Source organism: Cryobacterium sp. Hb1 (genome assembly GCF_004403585.1).
GTDB classification, from domain to species: domain Bacteria; phylum Actinomycetota; class Actinomycetes; order Actinomycetales; family Microbacteriaceae; genus Cryobacterium; species Cryobacterium lyxosi.
Genome location: NZ_SOHI01000005.1, coordinates 1 through 21,890 on the forward strand (window position 1 = coordinate 1; position 21,890 = coordinate 21,890).

Annotated in this window: 18 protein-coding genes and 1 tRNA gene; 5 read left to right on the plus strand and 14 right to left on the minus strand. The window is 62.5% G+C overall.

The features are described from left to right. Together E3T38_RS00270 and E3T38_RS00275 are read right to left on the minus strand one after the other, a co-directional pair. On the minus strand, positions 1–354 hold a 354-nt coding region (locus E3T38_RS00270; RefSeq protein WP_198417276.1), incomplete at its 3' end, for a hypothetical protein. An 847-nt stretch (positions 355–1,201) separates the two neighbouring features. Then, positions 1,202–1,513, minus strand: a complete 312-nt coding sequence (locus E3T38_RS00275) for an ANTAR domain-containing protein (RefSeq protein WP_241984219.1) — start codon at positions 1,511–1,513, stop codon at positions 1,202–1,204. A 413-nt stretch (positions 1,514–1,926) separates the two neighbouring features. On the opposite strand from E3T38_RS00275, the gene E3T38_RS00280 reads away from it, so the two are divergent. Next, positions 1,927–3,156, plus strand: coding sequence for an IS110 family transposase (locus E3T38_RS00280; RefSeq protein ID WP_134545478.1), 1,230 nt, complete (start codon positions 1,927–1,929; stop codon positions 3,154–3,156). 402 nt (positions 3,157–3,558) lie between these two features. Next, a complete protein-coding gene (locus E3T38_RS17375) occupies positions 3,559–3,840 on the plus strand; it encodes a helix-turn-helix domain-containing protein (protein WP_370448963.1) in 282 nt (93 codons plus the stop codon). 215 nt (positions 3,841–4,055) lie between these two features. Here the strand turns inward: E3T38_RS17375 and E3T38_RS17255 are convergent, their stop codons facing one another. Next, the gene (locus tag E3T38_RS17255; RefSeq protein WP_255452715.1) at positions 4,056–4,184 is read right to left on the minus strand and encodes a hypothetical protein; all 129 of its coding nucleotides are present in this window, start codon (positions 4,182–4,184) and stop codon (positions 4,056–4,058) included. A 91-nt stretch (positions 4,185–4,275) separates the two neighbouring features. Between E3T38_RS17255 and E3T38_RS00290 the strand changes: the two genes are divergently transcribed. Continuing rightward, positions 4,276–4,626 carry a tyrosine-type recombinase/integrase gene (locus E3T38_RS00290; protein WP_241984220.1) on the plus strand — a complete coding sequence of 117 codons (351 nt, stop codon included), beginning with the start codon at positions 4,276–4,278 and terminating at the stop codon, positions 4,624–4,626. Between the two features lie 257 nt (positions 4,627–4,883). On the opposite strand, the gene E3T38_RS00295 is transcribed toward E3T38_RS00290, so the two are convergent. Next, positions 4,884–4,973, minus strand: a tRNA-Ser gene (locus E3T38_RS00295). Between the two features lie 86 nt (positions 4,974–5,059). Here E3T38_RS00295 and E3T38_RS00300 point away from each other — a divergent pair. Both E3T38_RS00300 and radA read left to right on the plus strand, forming a co-directional pair. After that, positions 5,060–5,839 (plus strand): SGNH/GDSL hydrolase family protein, encoded by a 780-nt coding sequence (locus E3T38_RS00300; protein WP_134545479.1) that lies wholly within the window; start codon positions 5,060–5,062, stop codon positions 5,837–5,839. A 53-nt stretch (positions 5,840–5,892) separates the two neighbouring features. After that, positions 5,893–7,257: a DNA repair protein RadA gene (radA, locus tag E3T38_RS00305; RefSeq protein ID WP_134545480.1), complete on the plus strand. Its 1,365-nt coding sequence runs from the start codon at positions 5,893–5,895 to the stop codon at positions 7,255–7,257. Positions 7,258–7,328: 71 nt separating this feature from the next. Here the strand turns inward: radA and E3T38_RS00310 are convergent, their stop codons facing one another. The 10 genes from E3T38_RS00310 to lysS form a co-directional block, all read right to left on the minus strand. Beyond that, a complete protein-coding gene (locus tag E3T38_RS00310) occupies positions 7,329–7,736 on the minus strand; it encodes a dehydrogenase (RefSeq protein WP_198417277.1) in 408 nt (135 codons plus the stop codon). A gap of 194 nt (positions 7,737–7,930) precedes the next feature. Further along, complete coding sequence (locus tag E3T38_RS00315; protein ID WP_134545482.1) at positions 7,931–8,578, minus strand: hypothetical protein; 648 nt, start codon at positions 8,576–8,578, stop codon at positions 7,931–7,933. Between the two features lie 128 nt (positions 8,579–8,706). After that, a complete protein-coding gene (locus E3T38_RS00320) occupies positions 8,707–13,434 on the minus strand; it encodes an ExeM/NucH family extracellular endonuclease (protein ID WP_134545483.1) in 4,728 nt (1,575 codons plus the stop codon). 189 nt (positions 13,435–13,623) lie between these two features. Further along, positions 13,624–14,139 carry an amino-acid N-acetyltransferase gene (locus tag E3T38_RS00325; RefSeq protein WP_104126046.1) on the minus strand — a complete coding sequence of 172 codons (516 nt, stop codon included), beginning with the start codon at positions 14,137–14,139 and terminating at the stop codon, positions 13,624–13,626. A 202-nt stretch (positions 14,140–14,341) separates the two neighbouring features. Further along, on the minus strand, positions 14,342–16,867 hold the full coding sequence (locus tag E3T38_RS00330; RefSeq protein WP_104198971.1) for an ATP-dependent Clp protease ATP-binding subunit: 2,526 nt from the start codon (positions 16,865–16,867) through the stop codon (positions 14,342–14,344). A gap of 164 nt (positions 16,868–17,031) precedes the next feature. Continuing rightward, entirely contained in the window at positions 17,032–18,378 is a 1,347-nt protein-coding gene (locus E3T38_RS00335) for a DUF2254 domain-containing protein (protein ID WP_134545484.1), read from the minus strand. 114 nt (positions 18,379–18,492) lie between these two features. Then, positions 18,493–19,956, minus strand: coding sequence for a cardiolipin synthase (gene cls, locus E3T38_RS00340; protein WP_104198973.1), 1,464 nt, complete (start codon positions 19,954–19,956; stop codon positions 18,493–18,495). A 6-nt stretch (positions 19,957–19,962) separates the two neighbouring features. Further along, positions 19,963–20,142, minus strand: a complete 180-nt coding sequence (locus E3T38_RS00345) for a hypothetical protein (RefSeq protein ID WP_104198974.1) — start codon at positions 20,140–20,142, stop codon at positions 19,963–19,965. 34 nt (positions 20,143–20,176) lie between these two features. Beyond that, positions 20,177–20,323, minus strand: a complete 147-nt coding sequence (locus E3T38_RS16545) for a hypothetical protein (protein ID WP_166805356.1) — start codon at positions 20,321–20,323, stop codon at positions 20,177–20,179. Continuing rightward, positions 20,323–21,846, minus strand: coding sequence for a lysine--tRNA ligase (gene lysS, locus E3T38_RS00350; protein ID WP_134545485.1), 1,524 nt, complete (start codon positions 21,844–21,846; stop codon positions 20,323–20,325). Before lysS ends, E3T38_RS16545 begins: the two co-directional genes overlap by 1 nt. Positions 21,847–21,890 lie beyond the last annotated feature (44 nt).

A 21,890-nucleotide genomic window follows, 5' to 3' on the forward strand; every position in this document is an offset into this window, starting at 1 on the left:
GAACTCCCCAAAACTCAGACCGTGCAAGTACAGAGTCGCGCCGGTAACCTTTTCTCGCTCGAGAACCTGTGTGGGGCCGACGATGTGACCGCGGACGGTGTAAGTTGCCCCGTCACTGGCGCAGGCCACCTTAGAACGATTGACATTCTCCACCTCGAAGGAAACCGGCAGGCTGGTGACAGCATCAGCTTTCGTATCGGAGCCATTTTGATTTGCAGCCGCAGCGGACGTCGGTGATGATGCCGCGTTGAATACGCTGGTTGCGCTGAGGAGCAGCGCCACCACGGCGACGGCTGCCAGCCCGGATCTACTCGGACGAAGTTGTTTTTTTACGGATGAATCGGATCGTGGCACGTTGTTCTCCAAACGAAAGTGACATGGCTCCACGCGCTATCGCATAGTGCGTGGGGTGGGGCCATCTTGCGGGAAAGGCACGCCTCGACACCGAGATCATGTGCGGGGCGCGGGGCGCGGGGCCGGTACTTGGGTGAATCGGCAAACTGGTCGTCAGCGGAACCCAAATGGGGGGTGCCTGCAAGAGATGCCCGAGGAATCACCGATGTGGAATGTTCGAAAGCAGGACATCACGACGGGGCCTACCCGTACCGAACCCTCAGGTTGATGACACTCCGGTGATCGGGCCGTTCCGATTTTGGTCTGGGTACGGTCAGTACGAGACAGGTCTGTAGAGTAGGTGCGCTCGGCGCTGCTAATGAGGGCCCGCACACAGTCACGCGAAACCCTATACCACCGGCTCCGTCACGGAACCAGCACGCGGTATAGGACGGCGGCGCTACAGATTAAAGACCGCCCGTGCGGTCACCCAGGGCAGTCAGCAACGCAGCGTGCAGCTCGCAGCAGCCGCACGGTCACTCTGTCTGCTGCAAGCAAGTCGACAGCGGCCGCAACACTGTCGACGGAGGCCATTGGTGGTCATTGCGCTGGTACGCAGGGCGATCATCTTAATCAGCGCCCGCGTTCGAGCTGCCAGCGCAGCCTCGACGTCGGCAGGCATGAAGTGACGCACATGCTGTGACATAGCGCCAACTTAAATGTTCTGACCGGTCTAAGCGGCAATAATTAGCGGTGCGCGCTCGTCGAGCGCAAACGATCATTACCGGCTGGGCGCGGCGCGACGTCTCCGGTAGGCGGCATGGTCATCTGGTCGGTGAACGGGGACCGATAGGTCCGCGGCAGCTCACTAGATAATGATGCGGCTGTTAATGACATTCGCGGCACTGGTATGCATCGGCTCCTGATGCGAACGAGCATGTTTCCGAAGGCGCATGAATGCCTCGTCCATATTGATGCTATTGCGCTCGGCGATGACACCCTTGGCCTGCTCGATGAAGACCCGACTGTTCAGCGCACGCTGGAGTTGCTCGTTCACCGTCGCACTCTCCCGAGCCTCGCGTTCGTGCAGGAGACTAATGGTCGCCACATCAGCCAACGCCTGCCCGATGATGGCGTCTTCATCACTCAACACCCCTTTGTCCTGCCGGAACAGACTCAAAGCACCGATGGTAGGCGGGCGAAAACGCAGCGGAATGGCATGAACGGAATGAAAACCCTGAGATAGCGCCGCGACCCGCGCACGGCAATAACAGACGGGCTGGACATGGTGATGATTCCTGATTCTCGCCCTACGTCACACGGCGGACTTGCTCAGAGCTACTGGCCTCACTCAACCCTGACGGTAATGATGAGAAGAGTCTTGAGGCTGCGTGACCCTAACCCTGACTGACGTCCCAAAGGATTGTCTTTTACGTGATCCGTCCACGGTCTCAAGGCTGCTCACGGTGCGCTGACCAGGCGGACATGACTTTATAGGAGCCTGAAGCGAATTCCCATTACCGTCTTGTCTGCCCACCTGGCCAACGTGCCCATCTTTTACCCAGATGGACGCAATGGAAGGGCAACTTCATCATGGCAACAGACCCACCGAATATCATCGTCGGCGTCGACACCCACTCCGATACTCACTTTGTCGCCATGATCGACGAGCACGGCAAACACCTCGCTGATGAAGAATTCCTGGCTGTCGGTTCCGGATACCGGAAGATCCTCGCGTTCATCACCCACTTCGGCCCGATCATCGGCGTGGGCGTCGAAGGAACCGGCAGTTACGGGGCGGAACTGAGTCGAGTTCTGCGAACAGCAGGACTCCCCTTCCACGAAGTCAACCGACCCAACCGTCAAGCACGGCGCCTACGCGGAAAATCGGATCCTTTGGACGCCTATCAGGCAGCGGAATCGGTCTTGGACGAACGAGGCACGTCGACGCCGAAAACCAAGGACGGCCCCGTTGAATGCCTCCGCGTCCTCCGTGCCGCCCGCAGTTCAGCGATGAAGGCCCGCACAATTGCCATCAACCAGATCAAGGGGATACTCGTCTCCGCTCCGGAGCACGTGCGCGGTAGGTTCCGCCCGCTGACCACCGCGCAACTCATCCCGGCGTTGGAGCGTTCCCGTCCAATGGGAAACCTCACGGACCCTGAGATCGCAACGGCCCTCACTGTGAAGAAGCTCGCTGCCCGATACCGATTTCTTAAGCGGGAGATTCTTGACACCGATAAGGCGCTGGCAGAGATTCTTCGGGACTGCGCGCCGCTGTTACGGGACGTCCCCGGTGTTGGCATAGAAGTAGCCAGCCAACTCCTCGTTACCGTAGGCGACAACCCCGAACGCATCGCCACGGAAGCGCAGTTCGCAGCACTCGTTGGCGTAGCTCCGATACCCGCCTCATCGGGCAAGACAAGTCGGCACAGGCTCAGCCGCGGCGGCGACAGAGCCGCCAACGCGGCAATCCACCACGTCGTCGTCTCACGCCTCGCGACCGACTCCCGCACGAGAGACTATGCGGCCCGACGAACGGCTCAAGGCAAGACCAAAAAGGAAATCATGCGCTGCCTGAAACGATACGTCGCCCGGGAGCTCAATCGTCAACTCACCAACCCACAAGCGGCGCCCTCGATCACCGACCTACGCACCGTGCGCGAAGACCTCCACATCACCCTCCGCGAAGCGGCCGGACACTTCCACACCTGGCCCGGCACCCTCTCCCGAATCGAACGAGGACTCAGCCGAGACGACAACCTCGCGAGCCAATTCCGGGACTGGCTCCACGAGCAAAAAGCCGTCCAAAATATCAATTGACGACCATAGGAGCATCACGTGAGGTTCCGCGAACTCTACTCGAAGATCCAACGGCTCGGCCCTGGTCTGAGCTGACCAGGCGCGCCAACAAGTTGGAGTCGACGTCTTGAGCTCTCCGCGTTTTGGACTTTCGAGCTCAAGCATTGCGAGCCTGATCCATCCCATTTCCAGCCGTCTGAGCACGCCCAACTTCGCGGATAGCGTTGCCGCGATCACAACCATGCGGCGTCGCGCAAAGTTCATGTCTCGAAACCCTAGGGCAGTCTCAAGGGGTCGTAGCAACACCGTTTGAGCGAGGTGCTGTCAGCGGCGTCGAGATTGGTCATGAAGGTTCGTGAGAACTTGTTCTGGGATCGGGTTCGGGAAGGCATGTCGGCGGCGGCCGCGTGTGAATCTATAGGAATGGGTCGCAAACAGGGATATCGATGGATAAAAGCCGCTGGCGGACGGATACCCGTTGCGACGGTTGCGTCTTCGGGATGTTTTCTGGGTCAAGAGGAACGTCTGCGCATCGCGGATCTGAGGTTGGGTGGTGTGGGTGTCGGGGCGATCGCGCGGGATCTGGGGCGTGCTGCGTCGACGATCAGTCGGGAGTTGCGCCGGAACGCACACCCGGCATCGCGCAGCTATCGGCCCTATGCCGCACAGAAACGCTGTGAGAAGGAACACTCCAAAAGAGCATGATCTCGAAGCTCGCCAGCCTTGCTCAGAAGCCCTGAACAAGTCCGGTTCGTCGGACCGCGGCTCCAGCTCTGGCTCCGGCTCCAACTCCTGTGGCTGGCGTTTCATCGTTCGAAGCTCAGCGGATGCCCCGACCGGCGACGGTCGCCCGGCTTTATCCGCTCGCCCGACGGCTATACCCGGTGCGTCAGACTCCAGCGTCACCAGCCGCCGTGCCATCAGCCACCGTTAGCGACGCCGATCGGTCGGCGATCGCGCGCTACGACTCCCTGCTCAAGACGGCCGATCCGCATCAGATCGAGCAGGTGCATCGTGAAGCGTTCGAGCGTCTCACCCCGATACAGCATTCCTCTATCGGGAACGAAGCCGGAGTTCTAGCGATCCGAGAAGACACCGAGCGTCCCATTCCCGGGATTTCTCTCGACACCCCTGAAGGAATTGTGCGTCGGCAAAGCGGCCAGCAGCCTAGTCTTCGGCGCGGGCGTCGCGTTCGTTCGTCCGCCAGATAGCCGCCGCGGCTGGTGGATGGCGGCGCTCAAGAAGTGTCAGATGGCCGATCCCAATTTTCCGTCGATCACCCGTCATGACCTTCGGCACACTGCGGCGAGTCTGGCTATTTCGGCTGGCGCTAACGTGAAAGCCGTGCAGCGGATGCTTGGCCATTTCTCCGCAGCGATGACACTGGATACTTATGCCGACCTCTTTGACGATGATCTGGATCGCGTTGGCAACGCTCTCGACGACGCGCGCATGCGTTCCACGGCGATGAGCAGTTCGGCTTCGGTCTAGCTTCAACCCATTCCCCTTCGACATGAAGGGCGGCTGCCGTCTCGATCCTGGACACCGGAAGAAGCCAAATTCTCGAGCGTTCACTGGCGCAATCGACGCGAACTGAACCGACCCGAAACCTCTATGTGATCACGATGCGGAGTCTTTTCTATGTCCAAAACTTTTTGAAATGTGGGCAAAATGTGGGCAAAATGACCACCCGGCAAAACGAAACCCCCTACTCCCCAGTAAAACACTGGGCTGTAGGGGGTTTTTCGTGGCGGTACCGGTGGGATTTGAACCCACGGTGGAGTCTCCCCCACACGACTTTTCGAGAGTCGCACCTTCGGCCGCTCGGACACGGTACCGCCGTTGATTCTAGTAGAGACTCGGGGTTGACGCGAATCGGCCAACATGCAGCAGACACACGGATGCCGCGGAGTAGCCTCAGCGGATGACCTCACCGACCCCGCGCATCCGCTCTCTTATTGCTGCCGGTGCCGCCGTCGTCACAACCGGCGCAGTTCTCTACACAACCTGGTTCCGCCGTGACCTCGAACAACAGAAGGTCATTCTCAACGACACCCTTCCGGTGCACTCGGCATGGTGGCGCGACAACGCCAAACGCCCGGGCGAACTGCTCTACGTCGCGATCGGCGACAGTGCCGCCCAGGGAATCGGTGCCTCGAGCCCGAACAAGAGTTACGTCGGCGTTCTCGCCGATCACGTACGGCTGGCGACCGGACGAACGGTCCGCGTCGTGAACCTCAGCGTGTCGGGTGCCACGGTTGCTTTGGCCGTGCGCGATCAACTTCCGCGCTTCGACAACCTCAAGCCCGACCTCATCACGGTCGCGATCGGCGCCAACGACATCGCCCAATGGAATCCTGCGGCCTTTGAAACCGGAATTCGCTCCGTTTTCGACGCGCTGCCGCCAGACGCCCTCGTCGCCGACCTCCCCTGCTTTCACCTGCCGCACAACGAAATCAAGGTGGCGGTAGCCAACGAGATCATTCGCCGGATCGCCGCCGAGCACAAGCTGACGGTGGTTCCGCTGCACGCAACGACCAAACGGGCCGGTCTTCGCAGCATCTTGACCCACGTCGCCAAGGATCTCTTTCACCCCAACGACCGTGGATACCGGTCCTGGGCGGAGGCGTTCCTGCCGTCGATGAGCGCTGACATTGCGCATCGTTTCTCAGCGGTCAGCCACACGTCAACCGAGGCCGACTAGTGCACGCGCCGCGTGCGCGGCCGCGTGTCGGCGGCCACGGCTAGGCTCGGAATATGGCAAAATCCGTCTCCTCCTTTCGCTGCTCTGAGTGCGGCTGGACCACTCTCAAATGGGCAGGTCGTTGCGGCGAATGCCAGCAGTGGGGCACCGTCGTCGACGCTGGCCAGAGCATCGGCATCACCCGCAAACTCAAGGCCATCACGCTGGTCGGCGATGGCATCGCACGCCCCATCACCCATGTTGAAACGGATGCCGCCGCTCACTGGCCAACGGGTATCAACGAGTTCGACCGGGTGCTCGGCGGTGGCATCGTGCCCGGGTCGGTCGTTCTGCTCAGCGGCGAGCCGGGCGTCGGCAAATCTACGCTGCTGCTCGAAGTCGCCTCCAAGGCAGCGGCGGCGAAGAGCCGCGTGCTCTACGTCAGCGCCGAAGAGTCAGTGAGCCAGGTGCGATTGCGCGCCGAACGCACCAACGCGCTCGAACCCGAACTGTACATCGCCGCCGAAACCGACCTCGGGGTCATTCTTGGGCAAATCGACGCGGTCAAGCCCGACCTCATAATCATCGACTCGGTGCAGACCGTGTCGAGTGCGCTCTCCGACGGTTCGCCGGGCATGCCCAGCCAGGTGCGGGAGGTGGCATCCACTCTGATTCGGGTCGCCAAGGACCGCAACCTGCCAGTGTTGCTGGTCGGTCACGTCACCAAAGACGGCTCGATCGCCGGGCCACGGGTGCTTGAGCACTTGGTCGATGTGGTCTGCCAGTTCGAGGGGGACCGCCAAACGTCACTGCGATTCATTCGGGCGCTGAAAAATCGGTTCGGACCGACCGACGAGGTCGGCTGCTTCGAGATGACCGGTGATGGCATCGCCGAGGTGCCCGACCCAAGTGGGTTGTTCCTGAGCCGAGCCACCGAGCCGGTCGATGGCACCTGTGTCACGGTCGCTCTGGAGGGCCGCCGTGCCATGCCGGTCGAAGTGCAGGCGCTCGTCACCGACACGCAGGCTCCGAACCCGCGCCGCGTTACGAGCGGCGTCGATTCAGCCCGCGTCGCCATGTTGCTCGCGGTGTTGCAGGAGCGCGCGGGCATGAATCTGTCGACCAAAGATGTCTACGTGTCGACGGTCGGCGGCATCCGCCTGAATGAGCCGGCCGCCGATCTGGCAATTGCGCTCGCCATCGCCTCGGCGTTCACCGGTCTTGCAGTGGCGCACAACGTGGTCGCGTTCGGCGAGATCAGCCTGGCCGGCGAGGTGCGAGGTGCGCTCATGTCCAAGCAACGAGTGAACGAGGCAATGCGCCTGGGGTTCACCACCCAGATCGACGCCGCCTGCGGCTCAATCCATGCGGCGGTTGCTCTCGCGCTCGGCACCACCCGCAATCCACGCGACGTTGAACTCGATCGGGCGTGGGGATAGGCCAGAGCGATTCAGCGACCCACGGAACGTGCAAGACGCGCGATACAGACGAGCGCGTTAGGCACGTGCCGTTATTCGTCGTCGCTGCGGCCGAGCTGCGGGCTCAGTGCCTTCAGGAGGTCAGCTGGAGCGGCCTGCATTACATTCGGCCCGGCGATGTCGAAGAAGACCATTTCCAGCGTCGCGGCGTGCACGGTGAGAAACTCCCGCAACCACTGGCCATCGCAGACCATGACCTGCGGGTTGATGTCGTTGGGAACCACACGCACGTAGTTCTCCGCCGCGGAGAAGAGCAGCAGCATGCGCTTGTCGGAGCCTTCGCGGCCGAAAACCCGCACCTGTGCCGCCTCGCCGTTGACGACGAGTTGCGGCACGATCATATAGTCGTTGCGCAGCGCATAGGCGACGGCGACGACGTCCTGCGCCGCCAGTGCGGTGGCAAGAGCCTCGGAACGGGTGTTGGCAGTCGTATCGGTCACCCATTCATTCAATCAGGCATGGCCCTGCGTGCCCAACTGGCGGCGCACGCCACGAGCGAACGGATTCGAAAGCCGCGGCACCAACAGCGGTATGCCCTGCCCGATAGATTTCGCGACGCCCCGTAATTTCGACATGAACGCATCGAAGCGGCTCAATTCTGCCGGTCATACGGACCGTTCTTCGAGACCGGACTCTAATTCAAAATCATGAGAGCCGGGGTGGCCGCCTGGATGCCGTCCACGGTCACGTGCAGGTAATACGATGCTCCGCCGGCCGGCACCGCAGTGCGGGTTGCGGCTTCACAGGTATCAACGGCCGAGCGGGTGCGATCCCACGTGATCGGCGTAGCGAGTGGCATGACAACCCCGGGCTTGAGGGTCACCTGGGCGTCGATCGGGTTGGTCTGGCAGTCGGTCGAGGTCCAGTACACGTCCGTCCCGCTCATCACGGTGAACACCTGCCTAGCGTTACCGGCATTGATCACACAGTCGGTCGTTCCGATGTTGGTCAGGCCTAGCGACAGCTGCGGCAGGACGTCGGCCGCGTAATTCGTCGCGTCGGTGATGGCCGCGACCTCTACCGCAGATGGGTCGCAGGCAGCGCCGTCGACAGCGGTGGCCGTCTCGGGAATCGTGCTGGCGGCATCCGTCGGTGAGGCCGACTCGGTCACTGCGGCCGCTGGTGATTTCGAGGTTTCCGCGTCGCCCTTGCTGGCTCCCGGTCGCACGATGATGAGGAAGAGAATGACGAGCACGGCTAGCAGCCCGAGCCCTACTACGAAACGCCGGCGCCGGTACACCTTGCTGGACTGGCGGCCGACCGATTGCTTGATCGTCGACATGCCCCAAGGTTATTGAAGACGGTGCCAGAACTCGGTAATGGTGTGCGTGTCGGCAGCAATTGATGCCGGAAGAATCGAGAGCCCGCCCGCAACCGAAGCGGTGCGGACGGGCCCGCGCAACCGCGGGGCTAGCGGGGGTCGGTCTTCAGCGGCTTCCTGGGGTTGTCGATTTTGACATCGGTCCAACCGATCACGTCACCGCTCTCATTCTGCGCAGAGACCCTGTACCGGCCATGCTTGAGGTCGTCGGCGAGAGTGACGCTCACAGTGCCCTCGGCGCTCACGAGCAACCAACCACCGACGTTGTCGGCTTTCTTCTTGGAGTAGGCCCACACCGACACATATTCTCCGGCGTGCTCCATTCCGACCTCGACTACAGCCCTGTCACTGGCCCGATAGGAATTCTGGTCGGTATCGATCGCGTTCTTGAGCTTCTTCGTCAGCTCTTTCGCTGAGGCAGCGGCAGGCGCCTCGCCCGGTTCGGCATTGACGGCCACCGCGACGGCCAGGCGTACGATGGTGCCCGATTCGATGGCCGTCATCTCCAGCACGCTGTTTTCGATCGCGTCGGCCGGTACCGTAACGGTCACGATGGCTGTACCCGTCGAATCAACGGATGCCGTACCCACGTCGGCACCCGACCACTTCAGCGCGAGTTGCGTGTTTTTCGGGGCGCCGAGCGAGGTGAGGTTGAGACTTCCGACCGTGAGGGTGAGGGCGTCACCCGGGTTGACCGCTGCCGTGGGGGCCCCGGTGATCGAGGCCTGGTTGGCCGTGAACGACGGTGACAGCGGGCTGTTGTGCTGGATGTAAGAAATCCAGGCGTCCCGGTCGACGAGGCCGGAGTCGCGGGTATCCGTTCCATTCGTGAATTCGCGAAAATTGTCGCCGCCGGTGAGGAGAAAGTTGAACGAACCGATGCGGTAGGACTGTGCCGGGTCGAGCTGCGTCCCGTCGATCCAGATGCCCGTCACGCGATCACCCGCGGCACGAGCGGCATCGAAGGTGTAATTCACGTTGTCACTCAGGCCGAGTTGCAGGAACGGACGGCTCGGAATCGTGCCATCGGCGTTGGTCTGCCACTGCTGTTCGAGAACGGACTTGAACTGTGCGCCGGTGAGACTTGTCGTCCACAGGTTGTTCAGGAACGGCAGCACCGCGTTCGCCTCGGCATACGTCACGACACCGTCGGGAGCGAGCGAGAGGTCGGCACGGATACCACCGGGGTTGACGATGCCGATCTCGGCGCCGCCGATGGCAGGGTCAGACAGGGATGCGCGCAGCGAGTTGGCGACGAGGGAGCCCAGGGAAGAGGGAGCCATACGATTTTCGGCGCACGGGGCGACTCCGCCGACGCAGGCCCGGGTGATGTCGGCGGTGATCGATCCCACGGGCACGTTGCCCTGGATCGCCGCCTCCGCCAGCGCGGCATTCGTTATCGCCTGCACTTCGGCAACGCGCGGATAGCCGGCCGCGAGGTCGGCATCGGCTGCGGTGGAGCGGGCTACGTTGCGGTTGGTCACGGTGGTCGTGTCACCTGAGGCAACATCGTAGCTGAGCACGACCTGCCCGATGTTCTCGCCGTAGCTGCCGGTCTGAAGCACGGGGCGAGTCACGCCAGCGGCCGCGCCGGGGACCTGTGCGTCCCACGCGTACTGCTTGTGTGTGTGGCCGGTGAAGATCGCGTCGACCGCGGCCGACGTGTCATTCACGATGTTCGCAAAGGCTCCGCCAGCAGCGAGTTCCTGTTCGAGCGTTGCACCGTCTGGTATTCCCGCGCCGGCGCCCTCGTGGTATTCGGCGATCAGCACATCCGCTTCGCCGTTGGACGGGTCACCATCGGTCAGTTGGGATGCCACTCGGTTGACAGCCGCGACCGGGTCACCGAAGCTCAGGGTCGCGATTCCGTTGGGTGACACGAGCGCGGGGGTCTCTTCGGTGACCGCGCCGATTACACCCACGATGATGCCGGCCACGTCGAGCAGGGCATATTCCTTCATCGCGGGCATTTCCGTGCCGACGTTGTAGACGTTCGCTCCGAGATAGTCGAAGTCGGCCGCGTCGGCCACCCGCCCGGTCAGGTCGCCGAAGCCCTGGTCGAATTCGTGGTTGCCCACGCCGGAAGCGGCGAGGTCGAGGGCGTTGAGCACGTCAATGGTGGGGCGGTCATTTTGCGACGCCGATGCGAACAACGAGGCGCCGATGTTGTCGCCGTTCGACAGGAACAGCGAGTTCGCGTCGCCGTACTCGGCGCGAAGCTGTTCGACGGTTCCCGCGAACTTGACGGTGTTCGCGTCAATGCGTCCGTGGAAATCATTGATGTTGAGCAGGTTGAGTTCAACAGCAGTCGGTGACGTGAGGTTGAGACCAAGCACAACCGGGTCGTGATCCGAGGAGCGGAACGCGTCGGCGACGTAGAAGTCGGTCACGTTGTTGTTGTACCGGCTGTACTCGAGGGCGACGGACTCTACCGAGTTGATGTTCCAAACATCGACGGCGTTCACCGCGGCATCCGCTTCGGGCGAGGCGAAGACGTGGTCGAGTGAGCCAACCGTGCCGCCGAAGGCATAGGTGTACTCGCCGCTGTTGTCGCCCTGGTTGATATAGCCGGCCTCGAGCAGTACCCGAATCGGGTCTTCCATGTCGTAGGCGTTGAAGTCTCCGGTGAGAAAGACCCGGTCGATGCCGGAATCGGTCTTGACCTCGTCGGCGAAGGCCACGAGCGCGCGGGCCTGCTCGATGCGGGTCGGGTTGGATGCTCCCTGGCCGTCACCCTGATCGGCGTTGTCCCCGGTGCCCGACCCCTTTGATTTGAAGTGGTTGACGATGGCGAGGAAGCTGCTCTCGTCATCGCCGATCAGCTGAAATGCCTGGGCCAGCGGTTCTCGCGCACGACCATTGAAGGCGACGGACTCGGTCAGGATGACCGAATCCCCCACCGTTTCGACGACAGCCGGCTTGTAGATAAACGCGGTGCGAATGACATCTTCGCTGGCTGGAAGTGCGGTCGGTGAAGCCACGAACGCCCACACGTTGCTACCCACTGAAGCGTTCAGCGCCGCGGTCAGGTTCGCGAGGGCATCGTCGCGATCCTTGCCGAACGCGGCCGAGTTCTCGATCTCTTCAAGCGACACCACGTCGGCGTCGAGAGCGTTGATGGCCGAGACGATCTTGGCCTGCTGGCGTTCGAAACTGATCTGGGTCGCGGCGCCGCGGGCGGCGCATCCGCCACTCACCGTGGTCGGCACGCCGGCCCGGTCGCGGTAGTAGCGGCAGCCGTCAAGCGAGTCACCGGTGGTCGAGAAATAGTTCAGAACGTTGAAACTAGCCAAGCGGATGTCCCCACCCACGTCTTTCGGTGCGCTCGTGCGGGTGTCGGCAAAGGTCACCGGCTGCACGGTCGCGGCATTGGCCGCGACGAGGGCCGTGGTCGGCTGAAACTTCCAGGCGTCATTGCGAAAGTCGAAGACGACCGGAGACCGGAACGACACCGCAGCGCCGATGCGCACCGGAGCGGTCGTCGACAGGTACGGAACCGGGCTGCCCTGGTTGGCGGCGGCGAGGTAGTTGGTGGTAGCCCCGTCGTCAAGCGTGACCGCGCGGCCGGCGTTCTCCGCGAGCGCTGTTTGATACTGGGCTGATCCGGGCAGTGCGGTCACGCTCGGATTGACCAGCGCCGTCGTTCCGGTGGCGAGTCCGATCTCGGCGTACTGGTTGGTCCGGTAGTTATCGGTGACGGTGAAGTCGCCCTGCGGCGCAAGCAGCATACCCTCAAGGGTTTCCCGCTGTTGCGTGTTGGTCGGCAATGAGACCGTGGCGGGTGTCACGGCCACAGTGCTGTCGGTGAGTTGAGTGACGTCGCCAACTGTGCCGAAGGTAACCTCGGTCATGCCGAAGAACTCTACGACGGTGCCCACTACTTGCACGTAGTCACCGATCTGAACCTTGGCTTGGGCCGATTTGGAGTACGCGAAGACACCGTGCGAAGCAGTGTGGCTGGCGAGGTCCAGATCACCACCGGTACCAGCGGTCTGCAGGTAGAACCCGTTGAAACCTCCGGTCGGGTAGGCGGCCGTGACCACACCGGAGGTCTTGACGACGGTTCCGGCGAGCGGGCTCGTATCGGTCGTGCCCTGGATCGCGTCGATCGCTGTCAGGTCGTCGGGCACCGGGGTCGGGTCGGGATCTGGCCCCGGTTCAACCGGGGTTCCCGTGTCACCGGCCGTGTTCGTCGGCGTGGGCTCGTTCGAGCGGAAATCAGCGGCGTTCACGTCGGTGTCGACAAATGTCGTGCGATTCACCGAGGTGGTGACGGATGCCGCGGCTGCGGCCGTTCCCTCAAACGTGTTTGAGGTTCCATAGCCGATCAGGTCGAGAATTTGCGCCTGACCGGTGAGCGAACCCGTGGCGGGGGCATTCAGCGCCGTGGACTGGTTGGCGAAGAAGATCGTGCCGGCGGCTGCGGCGAAGGAGGCGCCGATGGAGGCATCCGGCGTCGGCAGTACGGCACCATTGGCGGCGTTCGAGCTGCCCTGCACGAGATAGTAGCCGCCGGCCGCGATCGTGCCGGTCAGGGCAACGACCCCGGTTGGGTTCGATGATCCGCCGGCTGAGCGGTATTGAATCGAGGTGCCGACGAGGGACACATCGGCGTCAGTCGGATTGTAAAGCTCGACGAACTTGTTCAGGTAGGTCGCGCCCGAGCTTCCTCCGTTCAGGTACGCCTCATTGATGACGACTCCGGTACCGGCGGTATTGGCGTTGGCCGGTATGGCAATGATCGGAGCGGCCGCGAGGCTCACCCCGAGAAGCGTGGCGAAAACCAACCTGGAGCGGCGGCGAACGGCGGATGACATGGATCTCCTCATTCATAGGTCGTGTCATCGCACCCGGGGCCGTGCGATCGAAAGATCTCCCGGCCCATGGAGTGACGGGTGCAATTAAGCGCAGCCTAGCGACGGCCCATGTCCGGGGGGTAAACACCGCCTACTTTGCTCGTATGAGCACCGTTTAGTGCCCGATTCGGCCGCTCCGGCTCAAATCCGTCAGTTCAGGCGCTTCACCATGCGGGTGTTGCCGAGAGTATTCGGCTTCACCCGGGCCAGGTCGAGAAACTCGGCCACCCCCTCGTCGGGCGAGCGCACGAGCTCGGCGTAGACGGCCGGGTCGACGGTTTCGGTGCCCATGTCACTAAATCCGTTGCGAGCGAAGAAGCCCACCTCGAAGGTGAGGCAGAACAGTCGGCTGAGGCCGAGGCCCTGGGCATCCGCTTCGAGGCGTTGCATTATCGCGTAGCCGACGCCGCGACCGAGCCATTTCGCGTCGACGGCAAGGGTGCGCACCTCGCCGAGATCCTCCCACATGACGTGGAGGGCGCCGCAGCCGATCAGAGCGCCGGAAGCATCAACGGCCACCCGAAATTCCTGCACCGCCTCGTAGAACACGACACGATCCTTGCCGAGCAGAATGCGCTGCTGCACGAGCGGTTCAACGAGCGCTTCGATGCCGGGCACGTCACTCGTGCGAGCGCGGCGCACCGTGTATCCCGTTTCCAAATTCACTCTTCCAGTCTATTGATCCCTCTTCCACCGACTCTCCCCGCGCGTAACTCCTGCAATTCGTGTTCGCTTCGACCGGCAACCCTTGGAAAGACGCGGAACTTGACTCGATGCTTCACAATTTGCAGGAGTTGTGCGCCAGGGCCGCCCCGGGCACAGAAAAGGCCCGGCAGACGAATCTGACGGGCCTTTCTCTTCGAAACCTCTAGTCGCTGGTGATGGCCAGGTCGGGGGTGGCCGGACCGGTGCCGATCGCGGCGGACGTGTTCACTCCGACGCCGACCGGGTCAACCCTGGTCGTCGTGGTGAAGACGTACGCGCCATCGACGTAATCCACGTGCACGTGGTCACCGGCATTGAGCTCGCCCTGCAGGATTTTCTCCGACAGTCGATCCTCCACCTCGCGCTGGATCGCGCGACGCAGCGGCCGAGCACCGAGCGTTGGGTCGAAACCGACCTCGATCAGGTGTTCTTTCGCCGAAACGGTGACCTCGACGGTCATGTCACGGTCGAGCAGACGCACACCAAGACGTTTGATGAACAGGTCGACGATCTGCAGCAACTCGGGCTTGGTCAGCTGCGGGAACACGATGATCTCGTCCACGCGGTTCAGGAACTCGGGCTTGAAGTGCTTCTTCAGCTCATCCTTCACCTTGCCGGCCATGCGCTCATACCCGGTGGTGCTGTCGCCTTCCAGCTGGAAGCCGACCGGTCCGCCCGAGATGTCCTTGGTACCGAGGTTGGTGGTCATGATGATGACGGTGTTCTTGAAGTCGACCACGCGACCCTGACCATCCGTCAACCGCCCCTCTTCCAGAATCTGGAGCAGGGAGTTGAAGATGTCGGGGTGAGCCTTCTCGATTTCGTCGAACAGCACCACGGAGAACGGCTTGCGGCGCACCTTCTCGGTGAGCTGACCACCCTCTTCGAAGCCGACGAACCCGGGAGGCGCACCGAACAGGCGCGACACGGTGTGCTTCTCGCCGTACTCACTCATGTCGAGCGAGATCATGGCGGCCTCGTCGTCGAACAAAAACTCGGCGAGCGCCTTGGCGAGCTCGGTCTTGCCGACGCCGGTGGGGCCGGCGAAGACGAACGAACCGGAGGGACGCTTCGGGTCCTTCAAGCCGGCCCGGGTGCGACGGATGGTCTTGGCGAGCGCCGAGATGGCCTCTTCCTGACCGATGACGCGCTGGTGCAGTGCCTTTTCCATGAAGACCAGCCGCGAGGATTCTTCCTCGGTGAGCTTGAACACGGGAATACCGGTGGCCTGGGCCAGAACTTCGGCGATCAGGCCTTCGTCGACGACCGCGGTGGTCTTGACGTCGCCGGACTTCCACTTCTTCTCGAGGCGCAGACGCTCGCCGAGGAGGTTCTTCTCCTCGTCGCGCAGGCCGGCGGCCTTCTCAAAGTCCTGCTCTTCAATGGCGAGTTCCTTGGCGGCGCGCACCACGGCGATCTTTTCGTCGAATTCGCGCAGCTCCGGTGGGCTCGAGAGGATCGACAGGCGCAGGCGGGCGCCAGCCTCGTCGATCAGGTCGATGGCCTTGTCGGGCAGGAACCGGTCGGAGACGTAACGGTCGGCGAGGTTCGCCGCAGCCACGAGTGCACCATCGGTGATGGACACCTTGTGGTGCGCCTCGTAACGGTCGCGCAGTCCCTTGAGGATATTGATGGTGTGCGGCAGTGACGGCTCATCCACCTGAATCGACTGGAAGCGGCGCTCGAGGGCGGCATCCTTCTCAAAGTGCTTACGGTACTCATCGAGGGTGGTCGCACCGATGGTCTGCAACTCACCACGGGCGAGGAGCGGCTTCAAGATCGACGCGGCATCGATGGCGCCCTCGGCGGCACCGGCACCGACCAGGGTGTGGATCTCGTCGATGAAGACGATGATGTCGCCACGGGTGCGGATCTCCTTGGTGACTTTTTTCAGGCGCTCTTCGAAGTCACCGCGGTAGCGGCTGCCGGCAATGAGCGAGCCGAGGTCGAGCGAGTAGAGCTGCTTGTCCTTAAGCGTCTCGGGCACATCTCCCTTGACAATCGCTTGGGCGAGGCCCTCGACGACGGCGGTCTTACCGACGCCAGGCTCACCGATCAATACGGGGTTGTTCTTGGTGCGACGCGAGAGGATCTGCATGACCCGCTCGATTTCTTTCTCGCGCCCGATAACCGGGTCGAGTTTGTTGTCGCGGGCCATCTGGGTGAGGTTGCGACCGAACTGGTCGAGCACCTGGCTGCCGGCCGTGTTGGCCGCCTGCTCATTGGCACCGACCTGCACCTGCTCCTTCCCCTGATAACCGGAGAGGAGCTGGATGACCTGCTGGCGCACGCGGTTGAGGTCGGCGCCGAGCTTCACGAGAACCTGAGCGGCGACGCCCTCACCCTCGCGAATGAGGCCGAGCAGAATGTGCTCGGTACCGATGTAGTTGTGGCCGAGCTGCAGCGCTTCGCGCAGGCTCAACTCAAGAACCTTCTTCGCCCGCGGCGTGAAGGGGATGTGGCCGGTGGGCTGCTGCTGCCCCTGGCCGATGATGTCCTGAACCTGCTCGCGCACGGCGTCCAGCGAGATACCGAGGCTCTCCAGAGCCTTGGCGGCGACGCCTTCACCCTCGTGAATCAGCCCGAGCAGAATATGCTCGGTACCGATGTAGTTGTGGTTGAGCATCTTGGCCTCTTCCTGGGCCAAAACGACGACGCGACGAGCTCGGTCGGTAAATCTTTCAAACATGTGATCGCTCCCTTGGCGCCAGGGCAGTTGGTGCCGTTACATTGAGAGTAGTCAGCCTGCGCCGCTTCCGGGCGTTTGTTCGCCCTAGGCGTGACGGATGCTGCGCGCGGCCCCCAGCCACGGGCTCCGTCGCCAGCACGCGACGCCGACGCACACCCTCTGTCTCAGGGCACAGGCCAGATACCGTTGCCCGCTGCTGCCACGGCGTCACACTCGCTCCGCAGCCGCCGTTTCTCGTCATCCGAGAGATCGGCGGCCGCGATGGCGATCTGCACCGCGGCGACACTGTCCTGGATCACGCTGCTGTGTGGTCCGGGTCCGGCCACCCAGCTGAGTTCACGCAGCATCCGCACGACGCGCTCCGCGGATCGAGGGTCATTCAGCGCGTACCGAATCATTTGGCGCATCACCTGGTCTAACAAGTTCTCGAACGTTGGAAAGTTCAGGATGACTCGGGGTTGGTCTTGCTCGTCGACGTGGAGCTTCGGACCGGTATGGCGGGCGGCAAGCGTGCAGAGCACTGCCGAGATGTGCCCAACGGCGTGGACGGCCGTCGTCGGGTCGTTGATTCCCGGCGAGAGGGCACGACTGGCGACGTCGAGCAGCTGTTGGAGGCCGAAGCCGGCATCCCAGGTGGATGTTCGCTCGAATCCCTTCGACAGGCTGTTAGTGATCCCCTCGCTCAAATCGGTCAACCGCTGGCCGTCCAGGGCGCGCCCGTCAGCCGGCCACGCCCTCGCGAACGGCACGCCGGAGATGAGGGAATCCCCGGGCATGGCGTCGATGACGACGAAGGAGTCTGCTTTCATCGCAGCCGCACGGACGGCGTTGGCATCGACGCCCAGCAGAAAGCCGGAGACGTCGCTTTCAATCAGCGTCGCTCCGGGCCTTGAACCGGCCAAGCCGGTCGGCCGGGCGTTCCCGTGCCGGGGAAAGATTCGCTCGATGGCCTGGCCCGCTTCGTCGTGGACATCCCGCAACATGGTCTCAACACGAATCTGGATTGCCAGATGGGCCAGGAAGAACACCAGGGCGATCACACTCGCCAGAGTCAGCCCGAAGCCGACCGTGATGGAGATCCTTGGAACGAAACCGTCTCCCTCGCTCGTCTCCACGCGGATGCTCCGGAGCACCGTGAGCGAGAACACGAACGTCGCGAGAAAAAGCGCCAGCGTGTTGTGCACGAAGACGTCGCGGGAGAAGGTTCGCAGCAGTCGGGGAGAGAATTGGCTGCTCGCCAGCTGCAGAGTCACAACCGTGAGCGAAAACGTGAGCGACGTGACCGTGACCAAGGAGCCGGCAATGGTTTGCATCACGGCCTGGGCCGCCTCAGGCCCTCCACCGAACAGAAACCCCGCCACGACGACCGGAAGGTGGTCCTGGAACTGGCGGTCGAGGTAGGGCACCAACTGGCCCAGACATATGGCAGCCAGGGCCGCAACCAGGGGCACGGGCCACAGTTGCGTTCGCAGGGAATCCCTCAGATTGCCGACGCCGGTCGATGGGCTCATGTCAGGCGTTCCGGGGCAGTGACACGTTCAAAGCGAGGGTGCGAATCATGCACTGAACCCTAGCGCTCCCCGAGCCGAACGGGGGGCATGAAATGTCACGGCCAGCCGCCGCCACTACTGTACGGCGGAGGTCAGCCTGGCGAGGTTGTCGAGAATGGTGGAGCGCAGCGGCTGCTTGCGCCATTCTTCAAGGGTCAGCTCGCGGCTGTTCACGCGGTTCTCGTCTTCCATGACACGCAGGTTGCGCACAAACGACCGCCCGCGCACCATGAGCGATACCTCCATGTTCAGGCTGAACGAGCGCTGGTCCATATTGCTCGACCCGACGACGGCGACTTCATCGTCGATGGTGAAATGCTTGGCGTGCAGAATATAGGGCGCCTTGTACATGTAGATGTGCACTCCCGCGGTCAGCAACTCCTCGTAGTAGGAGCGTTGGGCGTGATAGACGACGGCCTGATCACCGATCTCCGACACGATTAACTCCACGTGAAGACCCCGCTGCACGGCGGTCGTGATGGCGTACATGATCGATTCGTCCGGCACGAAGTACGGGCTCGTGATGATGATGCGATCCTGCGCGTAATAGAGCAGTGCGAGGAACAGTCGCAGGTTGTTCTCGCCCTTGAACCCAGGGCCGCTCGGCACGACCTGGCAGTCGAGCGCATCCGTGACCGGTCGCGGATGCACCGGCTCGATGTCGCGGGTGAGCAGCTCGTTGGTCTCGCTATACCAGTCGGTGATGAAGATGGCATTGAGCCCTGACACGATCGGGCCCTCCAAGCGGGTCATGAAGTCCTTCCACTGCAAACCGCGACGAATATTGCCTCTCATGTTGTAGCTGCGGTCGATGATGTTCTGCGATCCCATGAACCCGACCAGGCCATCGACGATGAGCAGCTTGCGGTGGTTGCGCAGGTCGGGCCGTTGCCATTTACCCTTGAACGGTTGCACCGGCAGCATGAGCTCCCACTTGATTCCGGCATCCGTCAATCGTTTCTTGGTTTGGCGAAAACCGGGCTTGCGCATGGACTGGATATGGTCCATGAGCACGCGCACGCTCACACCGCGCTTGTGCGCATTCTCGAGGGCATCGAAGAAGGGGGCGGTGGTGTGGTCGAGCGAGAGAATGTAGAACTCGACATGCACGTATTTTTGGGCCCGGTCAATGTCGGCGATCATGGTGTCGAAGGCCACTTGGTATTCACCGATCAGGCTCGCCGTATTGTCGCCGACCAGGGGCATCGCTCCGAGGTTGCGATTAAGCTCGACGACGGACTCCAACCAGCTCGGCCACGGGTGGTCGTGCTGGACGCGTTCCATGCCCTCGGTGCTGTCCAGGATGAACTGGTTGATCTCTTCCTGCATGGCGAGGCGTTTTCGGGGCAGAACGCGGTAGCCGATCAGCAAAAAAAGCAGTACGCCTACGTACGGAATGAAAAAGATGGTCAGCAACCACGCCATGCCCGACATGGGACGGCGATTGCGCGGAACCACGATGATAGCCACGACACGAACGGAAAAGTCAACGATCAAGGCCAACAGAACGGTGATGGTCAGGCCGTCGATGCCGAGCATCGGTACTTAGGTGACCGGTTTGTCGAGACCGAGTCGGGCGCGTTCTTCGGCTTCGATTTGGGCGTACACCTTACGTTCGGTGCGATCGGCGCGCAGGATTGAGCGCAGCATCAACCAGAACATCAGGCCAAGCGCAATGGTGGGCACGACCGAAAATACCGCGTTACCCCAAAAGTTCTCAATCACGCATTTAGTTTACGCGCAAAGGCTGGGAGGGCAGCTACTTGCTGAGCAGACCGATGATGCCGCTACCTAAGTAGTAGACCCCGACGCCGCCGATGATTACCCAGATGGCGATGCGATTCATGGATGGCGGCTTGCGCCCACCCTTGTCGGGTGTCAACTGATCGTCCGGCAGATAGCTCATTATTTCACCAGGGGGAAGAGAATCGTTTCACGGATGCCGAGGCCGGTCAGCGCCATGAGCATGCGGTCGATGCCCATACCCATACCGCCGGTCGGCGGCATGCCGTATTCGAGCGCGCGCAGAAATTCTTCGTCGAGGCGCATGGCTTCCGGGTCTCCCCCGGCAGCGAGGCTCGCCTGTTCGATGAAGCGTTCCCGCTGCACAACCGGGTCCACCAGTTCGGAGTAGCCGGTCGCCAGTTCAAAGCCGCGCACGTACAGATCCCACTTCTCGACCACGCCGGCCATAGAACGGTGCCCGCGCACGAGCGGGCTGGTGTCGATGGGAAAATCCATGACGAAGGTCGGGCGCACCAGATCGCCCTTGACGAAGTGCTCCCACAGTTCTTCGACGTACTTGCCGTGAATGGGATGGTCGATCTCGATGCCCTCACGTGCGGCGAGTTGCACGAGGTCGACGAGGGGCGTTTCCGGCGTGATCACGATGCCGGCGGCCGCCGACAGGCTGTCGTACATGCCGATGCGGTCCCAGTCGCCGCCGAGGTCGAACAGGGTGCCGTCGGCCCAGGTCACCACGTGCGACCCGGCGATCGCGAACGCGGCATCCTGGATCAGCTTCTGGGTGAGATCGGCGATGGAATTGTAATCGCCGTACGCCTCATACGCTTCGAGCATCGCGAACTCGGGCGAGTGAGTGGAGTCGGCGCCCTCGTTACGGAAGTTGCGGTTGATCTCGTAGACCCGGTCGATGCCGCCGACGACCGCGCGCTTCAAGAACAGTTCGGGGGCGATCCGCAAAAAAAGTTCGGTGTCGAAGGCGTTGCTGTGCGTTTGGAATGGCCGCGCGGATGCCCCGCCATGCATCGTTTGCAGCATCGGGGTCTCGATTTCGATGAACTCAAGGTCGGTGAACGTCTTGCGCAGGCTCGCCACCGCCTTGGATCGGGACAATACGTTGGTGCGGGCTTGTTCCCGGCTGATCAGATCGAGGTAGCGGCTGCGCACCCGGGTCTCTTCGCTCAGTTCGGAGTGCAGGTTGGGCAGTGGCAGCAGCGCCTTCGCCGCGACTTGCCAATCGGAGACCATGATCGACAGCTCGCCGCGACGGCTCGAGATGACTTCGCCGCTGACGAACAGGTGATCGCCGAGGTCGACGAGGTCTTTCCAGGCCGTGAGGGATTCATCGCCGACGGCGGCGAGGGAGACCATGGCCTGGATGCGGGTGCCGTCGCCGCTCTGCAGGCTCGCGAAGCAGAGCTTGCCGGTGTTGCGCAGGTGCACGATGCGGCCGGCCAGGCCGACGGTGACGCCGGTGGTGGCATCCGCTTCGAGCTGGCCGTATTGGGCGCGCACGGCCGGAATGGTGTGGGTGACCGGAACCGACACCGGGTAGGCGCCGCCGGCCGGGCTCGCGGCGGCCGCGTTCAGGCGGTCGCGTTTGCCGAGGCGCACGGCCTTCTGCTCGTTCATCTCCGCGTCGGAGAAGCCTTCGTCGTTCGAGGCTGGCGTGGGGTTCTGGCTCATGCGGTTCTCCGTTGGTGCTGTTGTTTCACAAAAAAGCGGATGCT

Excerpts from the sequence above, each read along its gene's own strand:
- E3T38_RS17375 (WP_370448963.1), top strand. The coding sequence starts at position 3,559 with ATGGGTCGCAAACAGGGATATCGATGGATAAAAGCCGCTGGCGGACGG.
- E3T38_RS00280 (WP_134545478.1), top strand. The coding sequence starts at position 1,927 with ATGGCAACAGACCCACCGAATATCATCGTCGGCGTCGACACCCACTCC.
- lysS (WP_134545485.1), bottom strand. The coding sequence starts at position 21,846 with ATGAGCCAGAACCCCACGCCAGCCTCGAACGACGAAGGCTTCTCCGAC.
- E3T38_RS00315 (WP_134545482.1), bottom strand. The coding sequence starts at position 8,578 with ATGTCGACGATCAAGCAATCGGTCGGCCGCCAGTCCAGCAAGGTGTAC.
- E3T38_RS00330 (WP_104198971.1), bottom strand. The coding sequence starts at position 16,867 with ATGTTTGAAAGATTTACCGACCGAGCTCGTCGCGTCGTCGTTTTGGCC.
- E3T38_RS00335 (WP_134545484.1), bottom strand. The coding sequence starts at position 18,378 with ATGAGCCCATCGACCGGCGTCGGCAATCTGAGGGATTCCCTGCGAACG.
- E3T38_RS17255 (WP_255452715.1), bottom strand. The coding sequence starts at position 4,184 with ATGCTGTATCGGGGTGAGACGCTCGAACGCTTCACGATGCACCTGCTC.
- E3T38_RS00320 (WP_134545483.1), bottom strand. The coding sequence starts at position 13,434 with ATGTCATCCGCCGTTCGCCGCCGCTCCAGGTTGGTTTTCGCCACGCTT.
- cls (WP_104198973.1), bottom strand. The coding sequence starts at position 19,956 with ATGCTCGGCATCGACGGCCTGACCATCACCGTTCTGTTGGCCTTGATC.
- radA (WP_134545480.1), top strand. The coding sequence starts at position 5,893 with ATGGCAAAATCCGTCTCCTCCTTTCGCTGCTCTGAGTGCGGCTGGACC.
- E3T38_RS00300 (WP_134545479.1), top strand. The coding sequence starts at position 5,060 with ATGACCTCACCGACCCCGCGCATCCGCTCTCTTATTGCTGCCGGTGCC.
- E3T38_RS16545 (WP_166805356.1), bottom strand. The coding sequence starts at position 20,323 with ATGAGCTATCTGCCGGACGATCAGTTGACACCCGACAAGGGTGGGCGC.